We start from the raw sequence: 24,076 nt of genomic DNA, 5'->3' as shown, positions 1-24,076 counted from the left end.
GATTCTCTTTCTTTAGTTTTTACAAAAAAAAATTACCTTTCAAAGGTAGTAGCAAAAAAAACACTTGTCAATCCCTGAAAACAGTGAAATTTGTTCTCACTGAAAATGGTGAGACATCTAACTATTTTCAGTGAAGTTACTTTACATCTATTTTAATTTTTTAGTGATAAATAACTTAACCGTTATAGAACTAAAAACAACAAATAATATTTATTTAAAGTTATAAATAGGTGCTATTAAGCATCTTTAAAAGTGAAAAGAGAACTATGTTTTAAGGAACATATACACTTAAAAATGTTAATTAATATTAAGAGAATATTGATTAAAAAGTAATTATATTTGTAGTATGAATTCAACTCTTTTATTTATTAGCGGTCCAGAAATAATGGTTGTCATGTTAATCGTGGTAATGCTTTTTGGTGCAGATAAGATTCCTGAAATTGCCAGAGGATTAGGAAAAGGAATGCGTCAAGTTAAAGATGCAACTAATGACATTAAAAGGGAAATAAACGAAAGTTCAGAGAAAATAGGCGTTGATACTGATATCACAAAAAACATCAACAAAGAAATTACAGATGTTAAAGATAGTATTGATGATATAACAGGACCTATAAAACGTAATATGTAAAGCGTTTTATACCTCTCTTAACCTATTTAGTAGCTCGTTATTTTACCCTACTTATTGTTAATCCATCTCTTATAGGCAATAAAACAGTTTCTATTCTATGGTCTGTATTCAGTAACTTATTATATTCTAAAAGTACTTTAGTGTCTTTATCTTTTGGGTCTAATTCTTCAACTACTTTTCCACTCCAAAGTACATTATCAGACAAAATAATACCACCAGAATTCATTTTATCAATTATTAAGTGAAAATAATTAATGTAGTTAGACTTATCTGCATCAATAAAAACCAAATCAAATTTTTCATCAATAGTGGGTATAATTTCTATGGCATTACCAACATATTGTACTATTTGATCTCTAAAACCAGATTTTTCGAAATATTTATTTTGTAACGTTTCTAATTCTTCGTTTTTATCTAAAGTAAAAATTTTTCCTTCGGATGCTAAACCTTCTGCTAAAGACAATGCAGAATACCCTGTATAAGTACCAATTTCTAAAATGTTTTTAGGTTGAATCAATTTAGAAATCATAGACAATACTCGCCCTTGAAAAGCACCACTTAACATTCTAGGGTTTAACACCTTTTGCCAAGTTTCTTTACTTAATTCTTTTAAAATTGTAGGTTCTTGTTGTGAGTGATCTACAACATAATTGTCTATATTTTCTGGTAAAAAATGCATGGTAATGTTTGGTTGAGCGCAGTCTAGACCTTATTAATTGATTAAAGAACAAACCTTTCTACTGCCGCTAGAAAGGATAAAATCAAAAGTACAAAAAAAACGGAATCTATATTTCTATAAATCCCGTTTCTATCTAACAAAAAATCAAAAAATGTGATTTTCTAAAAATCACGAAAATATTGTTATATCTTAAGTTTTTCTAACTCTTTTTTTAAAGCATCTTTATCTTCTTCACTTAAACAACGTGTTGTTTGTTTGCAGCTTTTTGCATGGCCTTTATATATTTTTGTAAGCGTATTATTTTGCTTTGTATATAAAGAACAAATTCTACATCGTAAAAAATGAATATTCAATTTTACTTTTTCTGCTAATGTAGCAGCTCCGTATTGGCTTTTGTCACAAATAGTTGTGGCTTCGTCGCAAGTAATTTTTAAACTTTTAAACATGTCTTAATTATTAAACCAATTATCTTCCATACATTTTCTGAGCTGTGTTCTTGCTCTATGAATGATAACCCATAGGTTAGACGCTGTGATATCTAATTCCTTACAAATTTCTTCAGTTTCAAATTCTTGAATGGTTTTCATTCTAAATACCATTGCATATTTTTCTGGCAAAGCATCTATACAAGAATCTAATTGACTTTTTAATTCTTCGTTTTCAATTGTTTTTTCAGATTGATTGTCCCAACTTTGTGGCACTCTTTCCTCTATCCAATTTCCTTCATTTTCACCATCATCATAAAAATTCATTCTAACTTCGGCTTGTCCTTTTTTAGAATTAATTTTTCTATAATGGTCTATTATTTTTCTTTTTAAGATTGAAATTAACCAAGTTCTTTCCGTAGATTTTCCTTGAAAATTTTTAGCAGACTTTAAACCTGCAAAAAAAGTATCTTGTACCAAATCTTTAGCTAAATCTCCATTATTTACACGCACAACAGCATAATTATACATATAATCTGCATAATTATCTATCCATTTGTCGGTATTTAGTACAACTTGCTCTTGTGTCATCTTAGAATTAAAAAGCCAAATATAGTGCAAATTTTTATTAAAAATAGCTTTACAATTTCCTCTTCTTTTAATAACTATTTGTTTTAACGCCAATTTAACAAGTAAGTTTTAAATATATTTTTTCTATAATCAGAGAAAATACAAACCTAACAAGCTCCTTATAAATAACTTATTTACAGAATATTAAAAACAATTCAATTCTTAATTAAGTCCTAAAAAATTAGTAAAATCAACAATCTATAAACTTGTTACATATTTGCTGCTTTTTCATACATTTACATATACATAAAAAACAAAAAGTATGTCAACAGCAAAGAAAGAATATAAAAAAGTTACTGTAAAATCTCTTGTAGATATGAAGAAAAATGGAGAGAAAATTTCCATGTTAACTGCGTATGATTTTACAATGGCTAAAATTTTAGATGGGGCTGGTATAGATGTTCTTTTAGTAGGCGATTCTGCCTCTAACGTTATGGCGGGTCATGAAACAACGTTGCCTATAACTTTAGATCAAATGATCTATCATGCAAGTTCTGTAGTTAGAGCCATTAACCGTTGTTTGGTGGTGGTAGATTTACCTTTTGGTAGTTATCAATCTGACCCAAAAGAAGCATTGCGTTCTGCTATTAGAATTATGAAAGAAAGTGGTGGACACTCTATAAAATTAGAAGGTGGTAAAGAAATTAAAGAATCTATAAAACGCATATTAAATGCAGGAATTCCTGTAATGGGGCATTTAGGTTTAACGCCACAATCTATCTATAAATTTGGTACTTATACCGTAAGAGCCAAAGAAGAGGAAGAAGCAGAGCAATTAATGGAAGATGCTTTAATGCTAGAAAAACTTGGTTGTTTTGCTGTTGTTTTAGAAAAAGTACCTGCAAAATTAGCACAAGAAGTTGCAGAAGCAATCTCTATTCCGGTAATTGGTATTGGAGCCGGAAATGGTGTAGATGGTCAAGTTTTAGTTACCCACGATATGTTAGGGATGACACACGAATTTCATCCACGTTTTTTACGTAGGTATTTAGATTTATATAAAGACATGACAGGCGCTTTTGAAACTTATATTGATGATGTAAAAAGTGGAGATTTTCCTAATGATAAAGAGCAATATTAAATAACTGTTATTAGATTTTTTGATAATTAGATTGTTAGATGATTAGATTGTTAGATAATTAGATTGTTAGATAATTAGATTGTTAGATTTGACATAAACATTCTAAAATTGGATGAATGAAACTAACAATTTATTAACAATCTAGTTATTTTAAAATTTATAAAATATGCACAGGTATAAAGATTTAAAATTCTGGCAATTAAGTAGAGCATTTTGCACTGATATCTACATTATTACTAAGACTTTTCCTACTGATGAAAAGTTTGGATTAATTTCTCAACTAAGAAGAGCAGTAGTCTCTATACCTTCTAATATCGATGAAGGAGCAGCTAGAAGTTCAAATAAAGATTTTAAACGCTTTCTAAGAATTTCTTTAGGATCTTGTTATGAAATAGAAACACAACTTTTAATTTCCTTTGATTTAAGTTTTATTGATAAAAAAGAACTTGAAAATCTAAAATTCCAATAATCTAATAATCTTACTTTGAAAATATTACACTTAGACTCCAACCACGCACTTTTAATAAATCAATTAAATGATTTAGGATATCAAAACGATGAAGATTATACGTCTTCTAAAGAAGAAATTGAAGCTAAAATTCATTTATACGATGGTTTTATTATTAGAAGCAGGTTTTCTATTGATAAAGCATTTTTAGACAAAGCTACCAACTTAAAGTTTATTGGACGTGTTGGTGCAGGTTTAGAAAACATAGATTGTGAGTACGCAGAAAGCAAAGGAATTACATTAATTGCTGCTCCGGAAGGAAATAGAAATGCGGTAGGAGAACACGCTTTAGGTATGCTATTATCACTATTTAACAAGCTAAATAAAGCTGATAAAGAAGTTAGAAACGGCAAATGGTTGCGCGAAGAAAATCGAGGAATTGAGCTAGACGGAAGAACCGTTGGGTTAATTGGCTACGGAAATATGGGAAAATCATTCGCAAAAAAATTACGTGGTTTTGATGTAGAAGTTTTATGTTATGATATAAAACCAAATGTTGGCGATGCAAATTGCAAACAAGTTTCATTAAAAGAATTACAAGAAAAAGCAGCCATTTTAAGTCTACACACACCGCAAACTGAACTGACAAAAAACATGATAAATACTGATTTTATCAATGGGTTTAAAAAGAGTTTTTGGTTGATAAATACGGCTCGTGGAAAATCTGTTGTAACAAAAGATTTAGTTTCAGCTTTAAAATCAGGTAAAATATTAGGCGCAGGTTTAGATGTTTTAGAATATGAAAAAGCTTCTTTCGAAAATCTTTTTTCCGACGATAAAATGCCCGAAGCTTTTCAATATTTAATCCAATCAGAACAAGTGCTTCTATCTCCGCATGTGGCAGGTTGGACAATTGAAAGTAAAGAAAGATTGGCACAAACAATAGTAGATAAAATTAAAGCAAAATTCTACTAGTTTCTAATCTTTATAAAAACTTAAAGAAATGAAAAATAGAGTAACAGGCATAGGTGGTGTGTTTTTTAAAACTGAAGATACAAACGCAACAAAAGAATGGTATAAAAATCATTTAGGTTTTAACACCGACGATTGGGGTTGTACTTTTTGGTGGAAAGATAAAGATGGTAATAAATGTTCTACACAATGGAGTCCCTTTCCTAAAGACACCAATCATTTTAAACCTTCAAAAAAAGACTTTATGTTTAATTACAGAGTTGAAAATTTAGCTGAATTATTGGTAGCATTAAAAAAAGAAGGCGTTACCATTTTAGGTGAAATAGAAGAATATGACTACGGTAAATTTGGTTGGATATTGGATAACGAAGGAAACAAAATTGAACTTTGGGAACCTATAGACAAAGCCTTTCTTTAATATTAAACTTAATCTAAAATTATGTCAGAAAAAAAGAAAAATAGAGAAGAAACAGCTAATTCTATTACAAACGAAGCAAAAAAAACCATAGAAAATACAACAGAAAAAGCTAACAAAATTGCGGAAATTGCAAAAAGTAAAACTACAGAATTTGTTGAGGATGCTAAAGAGGTTCTAGAAAGTGCTAAGGAAAAAGTAAGTGATTTTTTATCTGATGAAAATATAGAAAAAGTAAAACAGAAAACAGAAGAATTTACAGAACTAGCCAAACAAAAAGCAGCTCAATTTACAGAAGAAAATAAAGATACCTTTGAAGAAATTAAAGAAAACGCATCTGAATTAGTAGGAGAAGCTGCAGAACATTTAGCAGATTTTACAGAAGATGCTAAAGAAGAGATAAAGGAGATAAAACAAAAATCGAAGAGTTTTTTACAACGCCTTCTTAAAAAGTAATCAAGAGAAATAATTATGCGTTTTTTATCTAACTACCCTACAGAAATTTTAATCTTACTCTTTTTAATTATTACTTATTTAATATCCGCCATCGAAAAAATTGTAGATTGGAAAGGAAGCATACTGTATATAAAAGATCATTTTAAAAACTCTCCTTTAAAAAATGGAGTGCCATTTTTATTAGCCATTCTTTTAGTTATAGAAATTACAGCGGTAGCATTAATGATTGTAGGAGTATATAAAATTTATACTTTAGAAACAAAAGAAATTGCTTTACTAGGAATAGAGCTTTCTGCGATTAGTATAATTTTTATGCTAATAGGACAACGTTTGGCAAAAGATTATCCAGGAGCGATGTCTTTAGGTGTCTATTTTATCATTACACTTTGTGGTGTTTATTTACTAAATAGTTAAAATTGATAGAATTTAAATAAGTTAATAAATAATATTTATAACAAAACCTCTTAAAACAAGCGTTCTAAGAGGTTTTTAATTTTTCTTAAACAACTAACACTATTAAATAAATAAATATTAATTACAGTTGTTTAAAATCGTTTTTAACTCTTTTTAAGCCCGTAAATTAAGAAGAGTATTCAGAGATTGGTCTTGCTTTTTAAATTTGAAACAAAACCTCTATGAAAAGCTTTCATAGATTCATTTTACCGGTTTTGTATTTCTCTCTTAAAAGTGAAACACAATAAGAATCAAATTTCATTGGTAACATTTGCTCTACAATCATATTCTCTTCATAAAATATTTTATGAATAGAAATTTAAGAAAAATGCCAAAGATGTCTTGGTACAGCAAAAGCAAACCAATACTCTTTATAATATTTAGCATCATCACTTTTTATCATTCGGCACTGCAATAATTAATATTCCGTTTTCAGAAAGTAATTCTTTTAACTTATAAAATATAATCAGATAAATTTTCTTTAGGTTCTAAAACATACCAAAATATAATTAACTTAATTTTTTTCCTATCTGAAGTAAATCTTCTTTTAAAAAAAATCTCTTGTGTCCTCCCCTACATCTAAAATACTTTTCTATGCAGTTTTAAAAGAATTAATTAAACTTGACTTTCTTTTAGGTTTCTATTTTTTTTCAGATTGATATACTTTATCAATAAACAATTTTTAAGGATCTGTATGCAAAATATAATTTTCACTTTTATAGTAGTTTTATAAATCTACAAGAACAAGTAAAGTTACAATCGTATCATATTCTGCATAAAACATTCCTTTATAAATTTCATCGGGTACCGTAAAATTCTTACAATTTAATAAAGGCTCTAATATTTTCTGAAGCCCTTTTTTTCTTCCATAAGTTTCTATTTTGATTAAATGTTCCACGAGGAACACTAGCATTTTTTTTATAAATTATCCATACATATAAACCAATAGTATAAAAAAATGTTATCAAAAAAAACTCAGAAACCTAGCATACTTGTAATATTAAAGTAGGATAAATTTTACTTTTTAATAAATACATCAGCAAATAAATCACCCCTATAATTTTTGATTCCTTTAAAATAGTTTTTTATTACTGTGTAAAGCAGCATTAAAACTAATTATTGAGAAACTCTATCTAGATACAATACGAAAATTTTAATCTTACATACTTGTTAGACTCCATAGAAAAATAGAAGACCAGAAAAGAAATATACTTTTTATAAAAAAGTATTTGAAAACCCTAACTTTAAAAATCATACACAATTTTTATTAGACAAAGCGCATTCTAAAAACTATATAATTTTTTATGTTTATCGAATAAAGTTTGGCAAAAGCACATCCAAAAACTAAATATAAAGATATCTACTTTGTAACTACACTTTTTAATGTTTATTTACTAAATAATTAGAATTGATATTTTTTTATAAATTCGATAAATAATAACTATAAAAAAACCTCCTAAAACAAGCGTTTTAAGAGGTTTTTAATATTTTCTAAACAACTACGTTATTTAATTATTAAACATTAATTAAAATCATTTTTAACGCTTTTTAAGTACATATGTTAAAGAAGAATATTCAGAAGTTCTTCTTGCTTTTAAATTTGAAACAAAACCTCTATGAAAAGCTTTAATAGGATTCATTTTACCAGTCTTATATTTTTCACTTAAAAGCGAAACATAATAAGAATCAAATTTCATAGGTAAAGTTTGTTCTACCATCATATTTTCTTCAGAAAATATTTTATGAATAGAAGTTTGTGAAAAATGCCAAAGATGTCTTGGAACATCAAAAGCAGCCCAATACTCTTTATAATATTTGGCATCATCACTTTTATGATTAGGTACAGCAATAATTAGCCGTCCATTGTCAGAAAGTAATTCTTTTAAATTTAAAATATAATCAGATAAATTTTCTACATGTTCTAAAACATGCCAAAGAGTAATTACATCAAAATTTTCATTTTCAATTTGCAGTAATTCTTTCTTTAAATTAACCCCTTTCTCTTTTGCTATATTTCTTGCATCAGCATTTGGTTCTACACCAGATACAGACCAATTGTTAGCTGCACATATTTTTAAAAAATCGCCTGTCCCCGCGCCTACATCTAAAATGTTTTTCGAAGGTGTTTTAAAAGAATTAATTAAATCTAATTTTCTTTTTAAGGTAATGTTTTTTACAGATTGATACACTTTATCCATAATCGATTTTTTACTATCGGTATGCGAAATATAATTTTCGCTTTTATAGTAATTTTCTAAATCTATAGGCACAGGTGAAGTCACCAACATATCGTACTCTTTATTAAACATTACCTCGTACGTTTCGTCAGATACCGTAAAATCTTTACAATTTAAAAAAGGCACTAACCTTTTGTGAAGCCCTCTTTTTTCCCCCATAATTTTTCTTTTTTATATAACATGTTCCACGAGGAACACTAGCAATTTTTTTTTAATTTATCTCCCCATATAAACTAAAAGAACAGAAATGTCGCTGGGTGAAACACCACTAATTCTACTAGCTTGTGAGATTGAGGTAGGTTGAATTTTACTCAACTTTTCTCTCGCTTCAAACGAAAGAGATTTTACTTTTTGATAATTAAAATTGGAAGGAATCACAACATTCTCTAACCTATTTAATTTATCGGCATTATTCTTTTCTTTTTCTATATACCCCGAATACTTTAAATGGATTACAGCTTGCTCAATAACTTCTTTATCAATTTTATTTTCTTCTAAAAATGTATTTAATTTCTTAATATTTTTAAAATCAGAAAACTCTAATTGAGGTCTCGCTGCAATTTTATAAAGCTTCATAGATTGATTAATCAAGGCTAAATTTTTAGCTTCTAAAATAGGATTTATCTCTGCTTCTTTTACACTTGTATTCTGTAAAAACTGAATTAATAAATCTGCTTTTTCTTGTTTTTCTACAACTCTATCTAATCTTTCTTTAGAAGCTAATCCTAATTTATAACCAATTGGTGTTAATCTTAAATCTGCATTATCCTGTCTTAAAAGCGTTCTATATTCTGCTCTAGACGTAAACATTCTGTAAGGCTCTTCTGTACCTTTTGTTATTAAATCATCTACCAGAACACCTATATAAGCTTCATTTCTTTTTAAAATAAAAGGATCTTTTCCTTGCGTTTTTAAAGCCGCATTTACACCTGCCATTAAACCTTGTGCAGCAGCTTCTTCATACCCTGTTGTACCGTTTATCTGACCTGCAAAAAACAAGTTCTCTATAATCTTAGTTTCTAAAGAATGTTTTAATTGTGTAGGCGGAAAATAATCATATTCTATAGCATAACCATATCTTAAAAATTTTACATTTTCGAAACCTGCAACAGACCGAATAGCTTTATCCTGAACATCTTCTGGAAGCGATGTAGAAAATCCATTTACATACATTTCACAAGTAGTCCAACCTTCTGGCTCAATAAACATTTGATGTCTATCTTTAGTTGCAAAACGATCTATCTTATCTTCTATCGAAGGACAATATCTTGGTCCTGTAGATTTAATTCTACCATTAAACATTGGTGATCTATCAAACCCTGTACGCAACAAATCGTGCACATCTAAATTAGTATATGTTAACCAACATGAACGTTGCTTTTGTAAAGGTTTAGTAGTTGGTAAATAAGAAAATTTTTCTGTCATTTCATCACCAGGTTGCTCTATCATTTTAGAATAATCTAAAGACCTACCATCTACTCTTGGCGGTGTTCCAGTTTTCATTCTTCCAGATTCAAAACCTTTAGCAACTAAATCTTCTGTAATTCCGGTTGAAGCTCCTTCTCCTGCTCTACCACCTCCAAAACTTTTATCACCAATATGAATTAATCCATTTAAAAAAGTACCCGCAGTAATTACCACAGTTTTTGCTTTTATTTCTAAACCTAAGGCAGTTTTAACTCCTATAATTTTATTACCATCAAACAATAAACCATTCACAGAATCTTGATAAAAATCTACATTTTCTGTTTGCTCTAACATCGTTCTCCAACATTCTGCAAATTGCATTCTGTCAGATTGTGCTCTAGGACTCCACATTGCAGGTCCTTTAGATTTGTTAAGCATTTTAAATTGAATAGCAGTCTTATCAGTAACAATTCCACTATACCCTCCTAAGGCATCAATTTCTCTTATTATCTGACCTTTTGCAATTCCTCCCATTGCAGGGTTACAACTCATTTGCGCAATATTCTGCAAATTCATTGTAATTAACAAGGTGTGAGCACCCATATTAGCAGCAGCTGCAGCAGCCTCACTCCCAGCGTGACCACCTCCTACTACAATAACATCGTATGTTGTTGAAAATAAACTCATTATATTATAGTTCCACGTGAAACCTAGTATTTATATTATTGATTATCAATTATTTGAACTGAGAAAGTGCTTCATCTTCTGCATTTCTCATTACTTTTTTTTCTTCTTCTGTTTTATCTTTTAAGCCCATGTAATGTAGAACCCCATGAATCATAACTCTATGCAATTCATTAACAAAAGAAACCTCAAAATCTTTAGCATTATCAGCAACTCTTTCTACAGAAATATAAATATCTCCACTAATTAACTTACCTAAAGTATTATCAAAACTGATAACATCTGTTAAAGTATCGTGCTGTAAAAATTCAACATTTAATTTATGAAGATACTCATCATCACAAAAAATATAATTTAATTCTCCTAAGCTAAAACCTTTATTGGACACCACAGTATCAATCCAATATTCTAAAAGATTCTCATCTTTTAACTCAAATTCTGTTTCGTAATTAAAAGTAACCATCTCTACTCTTTCTTTATGTTAGAAAAATATGCCCTAACTTTATTCTTATAAATTTGCTGCAAAGGTAATGATTGTCTGTTTAATATCTCTGTTTGATTGTAAAACTGCTTTTTAAATTCTAAAGCCTTAATATTTCTTTTTTTAAACCTATTTAAACTAGCATTAGATTTTCTTTTTTCATCTTCTCCTTGTTCTAAATTCGCATCCTTTAATTTTAATAATTGATAATTTAATTGCTGCATTTTTTGTAATGTAGCACCATTGAAACCTTTCTCTAAAATTTCATTTTCTAGTTCTTCCATCTTTTTTAAAGCCTTTCTTGCTTCTGTATTGATAGCTTTGTTAGAATTTTCAGATAGTTTTATTTGGTTTTGAAGTTCGTTTCTTAATAAACTTTGTTGCTTATAAATCTCGTATATTTCACCATTTAAATCATCATTAGCATTTCCTTCACTTCCCTTACCTCCTTTTCCATTCTTTCCGTTCTTTCCATTTTCACCAGCTTCTCCACCTTTACCTTGTTTACCACTTTTACCTTTATCACCTGGTTTAGTTCCTTTTTCACCTTCTTTACCATCTCCTTTTTTATCACCAGGTTTTGATCCTTTTTTCATACCATTTTTCATCTTTTCAGATAAATCACCTTGTTTCTTTATTAAATCTGGCAAACTAAAACCTTTTCCTTTTCCTTTCTTTCCTTTACCCATTTTCATGGACATAGAATTTTGCATACTACTTAAAATGTTGCTTAAATAATCTGCTAAATTATTCACTGAAGTCATAACATAACGTTGATTAGATATCCCATTTGAGAACATATTTTCAGAAAAATGCTCTAAGGATTGTTCTAAATTATAATGTGCGGTTGATAAATCATCTTTAATTTTTGCTGAAATTTTAGGCAACCTCATAGACAACACATATAAACTATCATCTATATGTTCAAAATACGTTTTAAGTTCATTTTGCTTTTTTAAATCTTTACCAAAATCTGGGTGCGATGTAGAAATGACATCAAACTTCTCCATTAAGGATTCTTGTTTAAAAGAAAAAGTAACTAGATTTTCTAAAATTTTTCGCAAATCATCCATATTTTCTTCCATAGATTCACCTTCCATTTCCATCATAGCTTTTTGCATTTTGACACTCATCTCCTTCATTTTTTTAGAGGACTTCTTCTGGCTTTGTTTTGCATCACTACTTTTTTCTTTAGATAAATTCTCTTCAGATTTTTTTAATTCGGAATCTATATCTTCTTTCTCATCTTCCACATCCGGAAGCTCCATTGGCTCTTTTAGCTTTTCATTATCCTTATTTAATTCTTCTAATTCTTTTTTAATAGCATCAAATTCTTTTTTAATATCCTTTTGCTTCTCTAAAACATCTTGTTTTTTGCTTGATAAATCCTCTTGTTTTTTTGATAATTTTTCTATTTTGTCTGCAATTTGCATTGTCTTCTGCTCCACATAAAAACGTTTAGTTAATTCTAAAATACGCTCTAAACTTCTTTCTTGTTGTTTATTTTGTTGTGATAATTCTTTCGCCTTTTTTAACAAATCATCTTTGTTAAGCTTCTCTGCCATTTTCTGAATTTCATCTAACAACTTTTGTTGTTTATCTAATTTTTTTAATTCTTCTATACGTTTATTTAATTCCTCTTTTTTATTCTGCAGATCATCATTCTCTTCCTTTTTTTCTGATAAATTCTCTTGTAACTTTTCAGTTTGACGTTCCATCATTTTATTATAATTATTCTGACGTTCTACAAACTTTTCAATCTTCTTTTTATCATTCCAATTAATCTTCTTTTTACCTTGTAAATTTTCTTGTACTTTTTCTAAATCTTTCTGTTGCTTTTTTTGTTTCTGAATAGAATTCTCAAGATTGTTAATCGTATTTTTTTGATTTTCCAATAACTCCCCTCCTACTTCATCTTCTGTTTTTTGTCGATATTTAAAAACAGAACTTTTAGTTTTTTTACTACCATTTACAGCATCATTATCAAATACCTGAAAAAACAACTCATAATTGATTCCTTCTTCAATATGTAAACCATCAGGAAAATTATAAAAAAAAGTTTGAATGTTTTGATTGGTAATCGGTAAATCAAAAGTTCTTAGATTCTCTGGTTGTTGATTATTATAATAAACAAGCTGCAATTTTTTTAACCCATAATCATCAGAGATTTTACCAGCAAATAAAGGTGTACTATTAACAATGCTATCCATATTAGATTGAATGGAAATAATAGGAAACTCATCTTTTATAACATCCACAGAAAACTGTAAATTTTCAAAATCTTTTAAATTTTTATTTGAAGATGCAATCTGATAATTAATGGGGTTTTTAATATATTTTGAATATTTGAAATGATTATCAGAAATCAACTCAAAAAAAGTTCTTTTATCATTGTTGATAAAAGCTACAAAATCTGTTTTATTTGTACTAACTTTCCAAGTAATGGTAGTACCTTCGGGAACAATAATATTTCCAGAATTTTTTACGGTTTCATTTTTCTTTTTAAGATATCTAGGGTAATTTATATCCAAAGAAATAGTATTTATAGTTGGTGTTTGTATAACTTCTATTTTATATTCTTGAGATTGAACACCATTAGCTTCTATAAAAAAATCAATAGGTTTTTGAACATCAGAAAAAGTATAAGAAAAGACTCCATTTTTATTATTTTCTAAAAAATATTGCTGATTTTCAAAATGGATTTGTACTTCACTTGGAACTACTTTTCCTTGGGTCTCAACCAAAATAGAAATAGATTTTCCTTGAATTACTTTTAAGTCTAAATTTTTTATTAAAAATAAAAAAGGTGCAGGCGGATTATAAACAGTATTATGATTTACAACGCGATGAAAGCTCTGTGATATTTTATCATTACCACCTGTAAATAAAGTAATTAACCAAATTAAAATAGGAACTATAGCATATTTTAAATATTTTTTATTTTTTGTAAAATCAACTGCTTTTACAAACGGAATAGGTTGTAATTCTTCTGATTTTTGATTGATACTTGCCAACAATAAATCAGTTTGATTAGTATTTTTTTTTAACTGTAAAATATTTAATAATTTATCTTGAACTTCAGGAAAATGACTTCCTATAATTTTTGAAGATTCTTCATCAGAAATACCTTTTCTTAAACCAATTAATTTAAAAATTGGCATCAAAATAAATCGAATTAACAAAAACAATTCAACTCCTAAAAAAAGCCAAAATAAAATGGTTCTTGCAGTGGGTTTTAACCACAGAAAATATTCTATAAATACCGTGAAAAAAAAATATAGAAATCCTAAAGAAATAAATAAAATTCCTCCTTTTATCAATTCACTCGTGTAATATTTACGCGTAAATTGATGTAACTTTTCCTCAATGTTTATAAGTAACGCCATAATTAACTATTAAAAATACTATTTTTACATTGATACACCATCAAATTACATCATAAAACCATATACATCCTAAAATAATAAGAATTTTAACGCAACCTTAAAGGTACATTTACATCTTATATTTGATACTTCTAACAATATTAAAAAGTTGTAAGTTTTAAAAAAAAATAGACAACTAACAAAAAAATACATCTTTACACTATGAAAAATTTATCAAAACTTTTATTTTTATTTATTAGTATTTCTGCCTTTTCACAAGGTCCTTGGACACAAGAAAAAGGAAAATTTTACACACAATTTTCATTTACTACAATACCAAGTTATAGTGAAGTATTCGGTGATCCAGATTACACTATAAACGGTGAAATAACAGACAATACATTTCAACTTTATGGAGAATATGGTATTTCTGATAAGACTACTTTAATTGTAAATTTACCTTATAAATTAATCAATTTTAAAAAAATATCAACAATTAATTGTGTTACAACACCTTGTCCTGGTATACTTGATAAAACATACAAAGAATCAACTCTAGGAAACATTGAAGTTGGTGTAAAACACAATTTTTACAAAAAAGATTGGTTGCTTTCCGGTCAGTTTTCTGTAGAAGCCAATACGGGTTCTTTTAATGAAAATACATCTATAAGAACAGGTTATGATGCCTTTACTTTCACTCCGCTATTTTTAGCAGGTAAAAGTTTTAAAAAATCTTATTTGCAAACTTTTATAGGAACCAAAATTAGAACAAATAATTACTCATCTAACTTTAAAATTGGTGGAGAATATGGTGGTAAAATTTCTAAGCATATTTGGTTAATTGGTTTTCTAGATATAGAAAAATCTTTTAAAAATGGAGACAATGATTTACAAAATTCTAATTCAGCAACAGCTTTATATGTAAATGATCAAGAATATGGTGTTGTGGGTGTAAAAGCAATTGGAGAGTTTTCTGACAATTTTGGAGTTACTGCAAGTTTACCCGCAGCGTTCTTTGGAAACAATGTTGCCAAACAAGTAGCGTTATCTCTAGGAATTTATAAAAAATTCTAAATAGTTTACAATATAAAAAACAACTTAAAAGCCTTTTCTAAAGGCTTTTTTTTATGCCTTTAGAAAACTATCTTTGCAATCATAAAAAAACAGAAAAGATGGAATCTAATGTACGTGTTCGTTTTGCACCAAGTCCTACAGGACCTTTGCATATTGGTGGTGTAAGAACAGCTTTATATAATTATTTATTTGCAAAAAAATATAACGGAACTTTTGTACTTCGTATAGAAGACACAGACCAAACACGTTATGTTGCAAATGCAGAACAATATATTATAGACGCTTTAGAATGGTGTAATATTCCTTTTGATGAAGGTCCAGGAAAGAACGAAAAATTTGGCCCTTACAGACAATCAGAACGTAAAGAATTGTACAAAGAATATGCAGATAAACTAATTGAAACTGGTTGGGCATATTACTGTTTTGATTCTTCTGAAGCTTTAGACGCAGAAAGAAAAGCGCATGAAGCAGAAGGTAAAACTTTTATCTATAACTGGCATAACAGAGCAGGCGGAACTTTAGTAAACTCTTTAGTTTTAACTGATGAAGAAGTACAAAACAAAATAAATTCTGGCGAAAATTATGTAATCCGTTTTAAAACGCCTCAAGATGAGCTTTTAAGAATGGAAGATGAAATTCGTGGAAATATTAGAATTGATACCAATACTTTAGATGATAAAATTTTATTTAAAGGAGATGGTATGCCAACCTATCATTTAGCAAATATTGTTGATGATCATTTAATGGAAATTACACATGTCATTCGCGGAGAAGAATGGTTACCTTCTATGCCATTACACGTTTTATTATACAAAGCTTTTGGTTGGGATGCTCCTAAATTTGCACATTTACCATTAATTTTAAAACCAGTTGGTAAAGGTAAATTAAGCAAACGCGATGGAGATAAATTAGGTTTCCCGGTATTTCCTTTAGAATATACAAACGATGTTACAGGTGATGTTTCACGTGGATATAAAGAAGATGGTTATTTTTCTGATGCTTTTATAAACATGTTGGCTTTCTTAGGATGGAATCCTGGAACAGAACAAGAAATTTTTAATTTAGAAGCTTTAATTGAAGCTTTCGAATTAAAACGCGTTAGTAAATCTGGTGCAAAGTTTAACCCAGATAAAGCAAAGTGGTTCAATCAACAATATATGCAGACAAAGTCTGATGATGAATTGACTGACTTATACCTTCCTATTCTTAAAGAAAAAGGAATTACTAAAGACAAAGAATTTGTTTTAAAAGTAGTTTCTTCTATTAAAGAAAGAGCCGTTTTTGTACATGATTTTTGGGATTTATCTAGTTTCTTTTTTGAAACTCCAACAGAATACGATGCAAAAGCTAGTAAGAAAAACTGGAAAGAAGGAACTGCTGAACTAATGCAAGAATTAATTACTCAAATTTCATCAATCGAAGATTTTACATCAGAAAATACAGAGAAAGAAATTAAAGAATGGATTACTGCTAAAGAAATTGGCTTTGGTAAAGTAATGCAACCTTTAAGATTGTCTTTAGTTGGTAAATTAGCAGGACCACATTTATTTGATATTATTGCAATGATTGGTAAAGAAGAAACTATTAAGAGATTAGAAAACGCAATCGAAAAATTATAATTATGAAAAATATAATCCTATTTATTTTGCTATTTTGTGCTTTTACAACACAAGCACAATATGGTTATGGTAACAGCCAAGGCAGACGACAAAACCAAATGCCACAAACAGAACAAAAGGCACCAGAACCAAATTTTGATGTAGAGAGATATATAGGAATTGTAGTTTATGATATTGAAAAAGCAGCTAAAAAATCGAGCATTAAACTTTCTTCTAAAGAAGGACAAGAGTTTAAAAAAGTATTAACTAAATACAATAAAGATATTAAAGACATTACCAGAATTAATACTTTTGTATTAAGAAGTACCAAAGATATGGTAGAAAATTATCAGAAAAAAGTGATGTCAACTGGTGATAATTCTTCTCAGAAAAAGGTAATGACAACCATGAATGAGAACTTAAAACCTATTTCTGTAGTACTTAAAGAAGAAGATCTAAAATTAGATAAAACTATGAAGAATCTACTTTCTGAAAAGCAATATAAAAAATGGATTAAGTATAATAGAAAAATATATAAAGTTTTTCCGAAAGAAGAAGAATAAATTAAAATGTTAACTATAATAAAACCCTGTAAAATTTAATTTTTACAGGGTTTTATTTTTAAAAAAAAGTGTAACATATATATAAAAATGCGTCCTATGAATAACTACTGAAAATCAGTATCTTTACGTAAATCAAATTATTAATTAAAAAATAAACTATGTTATCTTCAATACCTATTATTATCGTACTTGGTGCACTTGTTCTTTTTGCTTCCTTTTTTATGGTAAAACAACAATCAGCCGCTATTATAGAACGTTTTGGAAAATTTCACAGCATTCGTCAATCAGGACTTCATTTAAAAATTCCTTTTGTTGATAAAGTTGCAGGAAAATTGAGTTTAAAAATTCAACAATTAGATGTAATTATAGAAACAAAAACATTAGATGATGTATTTGTAAAACTAAAAGTTTCTGTACAATACAAAGTAATTAAAGATAAAGTATATGATTCTTTTTATAAATTAGATTACCCTCATGAACAAATAACAAGTTATGTTTTTGATGTGGTAAGAGCAGAAGTACCAAAAATGAAATTAGACGATGTTTTTGTAAAAAAAGATGATATTGCTATTGCTGTAAAAACAGAATTAAATGATGCCATGTCTGATTATGGTTTTGATATTATTAGAACCTTAGTTACAGATATTGATCCAGATGCTCAGGTTAAAATAGCAATGAATAGAATTAATGCTGCAGATAGAGAAAAAACAGCCGCACAATATGAAGGAGATGCACAACGTATATTAATTGTAGAAAAAGCAAAGGCAGAAGCAGAAAGTAAACGTTTACAAGGGCAAGGTATTGCAGACCAAAGAAGAGAAATTGCACGTGGTTTAGAAGAGTCTGTAGACGTTTTAAATAGAGTGGGTATAAACAGCCAAGAAGCATCTGCATTAATCGTTGTAACACAACATTATGATACTTTACAATCTATTGGTAGTGAAACGAATAGTAACTTAATTTTATTACCAAATTCGCCACAAGCAGGTAGTCAAATGTTAAACGATATGGTAGCTAGTTTTACAGCAAGTAACCAAATTGGTGAAGCAATGAAAAATGCAAAAACTAAAAAATTAGATAAATAATTTAAGTACATATTCACTTCATCTTTTGTTGAATTCTATTTAATAAAAGATGAAGTTTTAAACAAATGAAAATTAAAACAACTTAAAATATTTAAATTTATTAATAAGCTACTTTGTAAAATATAAGCTTATATAATATATAAATATTATCTTTTGCTCAAAAATTTACAACTTTGTTTAAGACTATCAAAAAAAAAATAAACCAACCTTTTGGTATTGAGGTATTTATTTTAAATAAATTACCAATAACCATCTTACATGGACTATTAGTTTTTCTATTTTTAAACCTATTTAAGCCTTTTAAATTATATCTTTTAAAAGAACATTTGTTTGGGTATACTGTATTAATGGGTGTTTTAACCTTTGTCCTTCCATTTTTATTATTTGTATTCTTAGAAAAAATAAATTATAAAAAATGGACTATTTGCACTCTTATATATTTAACTATTTGTTTTTTAATAATTTATAATTACATTTTATGGTTTTCAAGCGGTATTTATAAAGATATTACAGGTTTAGTTAAATTAAGTTTTTTACTCTTTAGTAAGTATTCTTCTTCTTTAGCTATACTGTCTATAGCAACTATATTTTTATTAAATGATTTAATAATAGCTTTTAAAAGAAAGCAAAAAAATAATCAAATAAAAGTACAAGAAATAACAATCTATTCAGAAAATAAAAAAGAGAACTTACGTATAAATATTAATAAATTAATTTATACTACTGTAACGGGTAATTATACAAGTTTTTATATAGTTACAGAAAAAGGAGTAAAAGAAGTAGTTTTAAGAAATTCATTATCTAATGTTCTTACACAGATAAGTAATTTTCCTACTATTTTTAGATGTCATAAATCTTATATTGTAAATACTTCTTTTTTTAATACTTTAAGCGGAAATACAAGAGGTTATTACTTAGAATCTGAACTATTAACAATACAAATTCCTATTTCTAGAAGTTTTAAAAAAGAAGAACTTAAAAATTTAATTTTCTATGAAAAAAATTATTAAATGGCTTTCTATGCCTTATTATTTTAATCCTTCGATAAAATTTAAACTAAAAATAAGTTTTTTTCACGGGTTATTTATATTTCTTTTTTTATATCTTTTTAAACCCTTTTATTTAAATCAATTTGAATTAATTATTTTAGAATATACTTTAGGTATAGGTATTATTGCATGTTTAGCTACTTTTATTGTTTTATATATTCCTGCGCTTATTTTTAAAGAATATTTTAATGAAGATAATTGGACCATTGGTAGAAATTTATTCTTAATGGTTGTAGGAGTTACCTTAGTGGGTATTGTTTTATGGTATATTACAGAAATATACTCTATAACCTATCAACTAAGAAAAATTAGTCTTTTAGAATTTCTATTTTACACACTTTTAGTAAGTTTAATTCCTTTAATCTACTTTATATTTTTAAATGAAAAAAAGATAAGAATTAGAAGAGAAAAAAAGGTTTCTGAAATTAAAGAAATTAAGAAAGAAAAAGAAATTAGTGTTTTAAAAGAATTAGCTAAAGAAATTAGTATTTACTCTGATAATGGTAAAGAAAGTATTACGTTTAGTATAGATAATTTAGTTTATGCAACTTCTCAAGGAAATTATGCAAGTTTCTTTTTAATAACTAAAAATGATGATTTAAAAGAAAAGATATTAAGAGTTACGCTAACTAAAATTGCTACCCAACTAAAGGAGTATGAAAACATTATAAGATGTCATAAAAGTTATATTGTAAATATTGATTATATAAATGACATTTCTGGAAATGCAAGAGGTTATTTACTAAAATCAGATTTTATTAAAACAAGTATTCCTGTATCAAGAAGTTTTTCTAAACAATCTTTACAAAGATTACTGCGTTAAACCTTCCCATTTATCCCAAATACCCCTAAAAAGTTCCTGTTTACAACAAATATTTAAAAATATCGATTATGAAATCTATATTTGTTGCACATAAAAAAGGATTAAAAATTTTGGGGGATTTTTTTAATTCAAAATACAAAAGCTCAACTTGTTTATACAAATTGAGCTTTTTTTTATGATTATAAAAAAGAATTAAACCGTTATTTCTTCTCTTCTATTTTATCTTCTGAATCTTCTTTAGCAGCGTTTTTAAACTCTTTAATTCCACTTCCTAAACCTTTCATTAATTCTGGAATCTTTTTTCCACCAAATAAAAGTAAAACCACTACTACAATAATTATTAATTGAGGACCACCAATAAATACAAAATTTGTTGATAAACTATACATGTTTTATTTAATTTAAGAATACAAAGATACAAAAAAGCATATAACAGATACTCTTGTTAATTTCTTTTTTGAATAATACCACCAATTACTTTTTTATCTTTTACTACTTCTGGATTTCCTTTGTAAAATATAGATCCTCCAAAACTTACTTTAGCACTTAATGTTTGTCCTGCTAAAATTTCTGCCTTAGCTCCTGTACCCGCAAAAACATTGCAGTTACCTGAGGTTTTCATACCAAAACCATTGTAAATACCATATAAATCTACTTCTACTTCTTGGTTTTTTGTACTACCAGAAAGTTTTACGATTCCTCCAGAAGAAGTTTTAACAGTAAGATATTTAACTTTTGTTGTTAAATTTATAAAAGCCCTTTCTTGTGCGTTTACTTCTAATTTATCTTGGTTAAAATCTTTACCAGTTATCGTTGCACCTTCATTAGCATCTATAATAGCAATATCTTTGTTGTAATAAAGTTTTATTAGAATTTTACCATCAGCAGCATTATTTTCTGGTTTTAAAGAAAATGGTAATGATAATTTTAAGGTGTTATTTACATTCTTAATTTTTACCTTTTCAGATTTTTCTCCGGTGATTTCTAATCTTTGATCAGAAGATTTAATCAACTCTAACTCTATACCATTATACACTTTTAACTCAGTATAATCTCCTAAATTTTTAGTAATAGTTGTTTGTGCACCTAATGTAAAACTGAACATTAGTGTGCAGATAAATACTATTTTTTTCATTGTTTTAAAATTTAATTACCGTGTTTAAATCAATAAACATACCACTATAAGAACTTAATAACGTTTATATAGTGGCAAAATTGCTAATTTTATTTTTCTATTAAACTAAAATCTAAATGTTTTCTTTCTAAATCGGTATGTTTTACCCTTACTTTAACATCATCTCCTAACTGGTACAAATTTTTAGTAGATTGCCCAACAATAGCATACTGTTTTTCATCAAAAATATAATAATCACTTTTTATATCTTTAATTCTAACCATTCCTTCGCATTTATTAGACGTAATTTCTACATAAATACCCCATTCTGTAACACCAGTTATTACACCATCAAAAATTTCATCTTTATGATCTTGCATGTATTTTACTTGCATGTACTTAATAGATGATCTTTCTGCTTTAGAAGCTAATTCTTCTCTATTAGATGAATGTTTACACTTTTCTTCATAAGGATCTGATTTTGGCGAATCTCCGCCATCTAAATAGTGTTGAAGCAATCTATGTGTCATTACATCTGGATAACGTCTAATTGGCGATGTAAAATGGCTGTAATAATCAAAAGCCAATCCGTAATGACCAATATTTTTAGTGGTATACACTGCTTTAGACATGGTTCTGATGGTTAAAGTTTCTATCATATTAGATTCTGCTTTACCATGTACATCACTTAACAACTGATTTAAAGAGTCTGAAGTAGCTTTTTTAGTATCTGTATTAATTTTGTAACCAAATTTACGAACCATATTTTCTAAAGAAGCTAACTTTTCTACATCTGGCTCATCATGCACTCTGTAAATAAAAGTTTTATTGGTTGCTTTTCCTTTAGAAAAACCAATAAATTCTGCTACTTTTCTGTTTGCTAATAACATAAATTCTTCAATTAATTTATTAGCATCTTTAGATTCTTTAAAGAAAACACCTACTGGGTTTGCTTCTTCATCTAAATTAAACTTCACTTCTACTCTATCAAAAGAAATTGCACCAGCTTTCATTCTTTTTTTACGAAGAATTTTAGCCAATTCGTCTAACTTTAAAGTAGCTTCTACAATTTCTGGAGTTACTGTGTATTCTTTATCTATGATAGAAATATCTTTAGGCATAACGTAAGGCTGCACATCGTCAGATAACTTTACATTTTCTATAATAGATTGTGCTTCTTCATACGCAAAACGTTGGTCTGAATACGTAACGGTTCTACCAAACCACTCGCCTACAATTTGGGCTTTTTTATTCAATTCAAAAACAGCAGAAAACGTTAATTTTTCTTCATTTGGCCTTAAAGAACAAACTCCGTTAGATAACATTTCTGGTAACATTGGTACTACTCTATCTACTAAATAAACAGAGGTTGCTCTTTTATAAGCTTCATCATCTAAAATAGTTTTAGGCTCTAAATAATGCGAAACATCTGCAATATGAATACCTATTTCATAATTACCATTTTCTAATTTTGTAAATGATAATGCATCATCAAAATCTTTTGCGTCTTTAGGATCTATGGTAAAAGTTAAATCTTTACGCATATCTCTACGCTTAGAAATTTCTTCTTTTGTAATTTCTATCGGTAAATTTTGTGCTTCTTTTTCAACCTCTGGTTCAAATTCAAAAGGCAAACCATATTCTAATAAAATAGAATGCATTTCTGTATTATGATCTCCTGGTTTACCAAGAACAGTTGTAATTTTACCAAAAGGATTTTTAGAGTTTTTTGGCCAATCTAAAAGCTTTGCCTGAACTTTATCGCCATCTACTGCGCCATTCATTTTACTTTCAGAAATAAAAATATCTGCATACATTTTGTTGTTATCTGGCACTACAAACCCAAAATTTTTGTTTTTGTTTTTTTGTAAAACTCCTACAAATTCTGTTTTTGCGCGTTCTATAATTTCTACAACGTCTGCTTCATATTTCTTTCCATTACGTCTTTTGTAAACAAAGGCTTTAACAGTATCGTTATGCAAACCTTTACCTAAATTAATATTCGGAATAAAAATATCATCTTCATAATCATCCGTAATAAAATATCCATTACCTGTAGATGTTACATCTAAAGTACCAATAGAATATTTTTTATCAACATTAATTTGAAACTTACCTCTTTCTACTTCTTTTATTTGTTTTGTTGCAGCTAATTCTGCTAATTTCTTTACTATTTGGGTTTTACCATCAGTATCAGAAATTTTTAATTTTGCAGCTATTTGCTTATGATTATAAGTTTTTTCGCTGTCTTCATTTAATACTTTAAATATATTTCTGGTTAAGTCTTTTACAACATTCCCTTTCTTTTTATATATTTTTTTCTTCTTTTTTGTCATTAATTCTTACTTCTTATTATATACTACCAAATTACAATTTTTTACTGTGATTTTCATTAAAAAATAGTTATCA

The 24,076-nt window shown here is 27.9% G+C and carries 24 protein-coding genes; 13 read left to right on the top strand and 11 right to left on the bottom strand.

Annotation, left to right across the window (positions count from 1 at the left end; translation table 11 throughout):
- Positions 1–346: 346 nt before the first annotated feature.
- Positions 347–628, top strand: a complete 282-nt coding sequence (locus WG951_RS11535) for a Sec-independent protein translocase subunit TatA/TatB (protein WP_105049659.1) — start codon at positions 347–349, stop codon at positions 626–628.
- 37 nt (positions 629–665) lie between these two features.
- Here the strand turns inward: WG951_RS11535 and WG951_RS11530 are convergent, their stop codons facing one another.
- The 3 genes from WG951_RS11530 to WG951_RS11520 all read right to left on the bottom strand — a co-directional run bounded on the left by WG951_RS11530 (position 666) and on the right by WG951_RS11520 (position 2,323).
- On the bottom strand, positions 666–1,307 hold the full coding sequence (locus tag WG951_RS11530) for an O-methyltransferase (protein WP_105049660.1): 642 nt from the start codon (positions 1,305–1,307) through the stop codon (positions 666–668).
- Between the two features lie 182 nt (positions 1,308–1,489).
- Positions 1,490–1,753 carry a hypothetical protein gene (locus WG951_RS11525; protein WP_105049661.1) on the bottom strand — a complete coding sequence of 88 codons (264 nt, stop codon included), beginning with the start codon at positions 1,751–1,753 and terminating at the stop codon, positions 1,490–1,492.
- 3 nt (positions 1,754–1,756) lie between these two features.
- Positions 1,757–2,323, bottom strand: a complete 567-nt coding sequence (locus WG951_RS11520; RefSeq protein WP_105049662.1) for a sigma-70 family RNA polymerase sigma factor — start codon at positions 2,321–2,323, stop codon at positions 1,757–1,759.
- Positions 2,324–2,624: 301 nt separating this feature from the next.
- On the opposite strand from WG951_RS11520, the gene panB reads away from it, so the two are divergent.
- The 6 genes from panB to WG951_RS11490 all read left to right on the top strand — a co-directional run bounded on the left by panB (position 2,625) and on the right by WG951_RS11490 (position 6,148).
- Positions 2,625–3,443, top strand: coding sequence for a 3-methyl-2-oxobutanoate hydroxymethyltransferase (gene panB / locus WG951_RS11515; protein ID WP_105049663.1), 819 nt, complete (start codon positions 2,625–2,627; stop codon positions 3,441–3,443).
- Positions 3,444–3,609: 166 nt separating this feature from the next.
- Positions 3,610–3,912 carry a four helix bundle protein gene (locus tag WG951_RS11510; protein WP_105049664.1) on the top strand — a complete coding sequence of 101 codons (303 nt, stop codon included), beginning with the start codon at positions 3,610–3,612 and terminating at the stop codon, positions 3,910–3,912.
- Positions 3,913–3,927: 15 nt separating this feature from the next.
- Positions 3,928–4,866, top strand: coding sequence for a 2-hydroxyacid dehydrogenase (locus WG951_RS11505; protein WP_105049665.1), 939 nt, complete (start codon positions 3,928–3,930; stop codon positions 4,864–4,866).
- A 28-nt stretch (positions 4,867–4,894) separates the two neighbouring features.
- Positions 4,895–5,281, top strand: coding sequence for a VOC family protein (locus tag WG951_RS11500; protein WP_105049666.1), 387 nt, complete (start codon positions 4,895–4,897; stop codon positions 5,279–5,281).
- A 21-nt stretch (positions 5,282–5,302) separates the two neighbouring features.
- Positions 5,303–5,734, top strand: coding sequence for a hypothetical protein (locus WG951_RS11495; protein ID WP_105049667.1), 432 nt, complete (start codon positions 5,303–5,305; stop codon positions 5,732–5,734).
- A 15-nt stretch (positions 5,735–5,749) separates the two neighbouring features.
- Positions 5,750–6,148, top strand: a complete 399-nt coding sequence (locus WG951_RS11490; protein WP_105049668.1) for a DoxX family protein — start codon at positions 5,750–5,752, stop codon at positions 6,146–6,148.
- A 766-nt stretch (positions 6,149–6,914) separates the two neighbouring features.
- Here the strand turns inward: WG951_RS11490 and WG951_RS11485 are convergent.
- The 5 genes from WG951_RS11485 to WG951_RS11465 all read right to left on the bottom strand — a co-directional run bounded on the left by WG951_RS11485 (position 6,915) and on the right by WG951_RS11465 (position 14,382).
- Positions 6,915–7,085, bottom strand: coding sequence for a hypothetical protein (locus WG951_RS11485; protein WP_170062910.1), 171 nt, complete (start codon positions 7,083–7,085; stop codon positions 6,915–6,917).
- Between the two features lie 640 nt (positions 7,086–7,725).
- Positions 7,726–8,583: a class I SAM-dependent methyltransferase gene (locus WG951_RS11480; protein ID WP_105049670.1), complete on the bottom strand. Its 858-nt coding sequence runs from the start codon at positions 8,581–8,583 to the stop codon at positions 7,726–7,728.
- Between the two features lie 57 nt (positions 8,584–8,640).
- Entirely contained in the window at positions 8,641–10,518 is a 1,878-nt protein-coding gene (mnmG, locus tag WG951_RS11475) for a tRNA uridine-5-carboxymethylaminomethyl(34) synthesis enzyme MnmG (RefSeq protein WP_105049671.1), read from the bottom strand.
- Positions 10,519–10,567: 49 nt separating this feature from the next.
- On the bottom strand, positions 10,568–10,978 hold the full coding sequence (gene ybeY / locus WG951_RS11470) for an rRNA maturation RNase YbeY (RefSeq protein ID WP_105049672.1): 411 nt from the start codon (positions 10,976–10,978) through the stop codon (positions 10,568–10,570).
- A gap of 2 nt (positions 10,979–10,980) precedes the next feature.
- On the bottom strand, positions 10,981–14,382 hold the full coding sequence (locus WG951_RS11465; protein ID WP_105049673.1) for a DUF4175 family protein: 3,402 nt from the start codon (positions 14,380–14,382) through the stop codon (positions 10,981–10,983).
- Between the two features lie 201 nt (positions 14,383–14,583).
- On the opposite strand from WG951_RS11465, the gene WG951_RS11460 reads away from it, so the two are divergent.
- The 6 genes from WG951_RS11460 (at position 14,584) to WG951_RS11435 (ending at position 20,553) form a co-directional block, all read left to right on the top strand.
- Positions 14,584–15,435, top strand: coding sequence for a hypothetical protein (locus WG951_RS11460; protein ID WP_105049674.1), 852 nt, complete (start codon positions 14,584–14,586; stop codon positions 15,433–15,435).
- 98 nt (positions 15,436–15,533) lie between these two features.
- Positions 15,534–17,054: a glutamate--tRNA ligase gene (gene gltX / locus WG951_RS11455; RefSeq protein WP_105049675.1), complete on the top strand. Its 1,521-nt coding sequence runs from the start codon at positions 15,534–15,536 to the stop codon at positions 17,052–17,054.
- A gap of 2 nt (positions 17,055–17,056) precedes the next feature.
- Positions 17,057–17,596 (top strand): hypothetical protein, encoded by a 540-nt coding sequence (locus tag WG951_RS11450; RefSeq protein WP_105049676.1) that lies wholly within the window; start codon positions 17,057–17,059, stop codon positions 17,594–17,596.
- 158 nt (positions 17,597–17,754) lie between these two features.
- Positions 17,755–18,681 (top strand): SPFH domain-containing protein, encoded by a 927-nt coding sequence (locus WG951_RS11445; protein ID WP_105049677.1) that lies wholly within the window; start codon positions 17,755–17,757, stop codon positions 18,679–18,681.
- A 173-nt stretch (positions 18,682–18,854) separates the two neighbouring features.
- Positions 18,855–19,691: a LytTR family DNA-binding domain-containing protein gene (locus tag WG951_RS11440; protein ID WP_105049678.1), complete on the top strand. Its 837-nt coding sequence runs from the start codon at positions 18,855–18,857 to the stop codon at positions 19,689–19,691.
- Positions 19,675–20,553, top strand: a complete 879-nt coding sequence (locus tag WG951_RS11435) for a LytTR family DNA-binding domain-containing protein (protein WP_105049679.1) — start codon at positions 19,675–19,677, stop codon at positions 20,551–20,553. The genes WG951_RS11440 and WG951_RS11435 overlap by 17 nt, the downstream gene beginning before the upstream one ends.
- Before the next feature lie 200 nt (positions 20,554–20,753).
- Here WG951_RS11435 and tatA read toward each other — a convergent pair whose 3' ends face one another.
- The 3 genes from tatA to rnr all read right to left on the bottom strand — a co-directional run bounded on the left by tatA (position 20,754) and on the right by rnr (position 24,003).
- Positions 20,754–20,942, bottom strand: a complete 189-nt coding sequence (gene tatA, locus WG951_RS11430) for a twin-arginine translocase TatA/TatE family subunit (RefSeq protein WP_105049680.1) — start codon at positions 20,940–20,942, stop codon at positions 20,754–20,756.
- 56 nt (positions 20,943–20,998) lie between these two features.
- A complete protein-coding gene (locus tag WG951_RS11425) occupies positions 20,999–21,688 on the bottom strand; it encodes a head GIN domain-containing protein (RefSeq protein WP_105049681.1) in 690 nt (229 codons plus the stop codon).
- 89 nt (positions 21,689–21,777) lie between these two features.
- Positions 21,778–24,003 (bottom strand): ribonuclease R, encoded by a 2,226-nt coding sequence (gene rnr / locus WG951_RS11420; RefSeq protein WP_105049682.1) that lies wholly within the window; start codon positions 24,001–24,003, stop codon positions 21,778–21,780.
- Positions 24,004–24,076 lie beyond the last annotated feature (73 nt).

Source organism: Polaribacter butkevichii (genome assembly GCF_038024105.1).
Classification (GTDB): Bacteria; Bacteroidota; Bacteroidia; order Flavobacteriales; family Flavobacteriaceae; genus Polaribacter; species Polaribacter butkevichii.
Note: the sequence above shows the minus strand (reverse complement) of the source record. Positions and strands in the feature narration are given on the sequence as shown.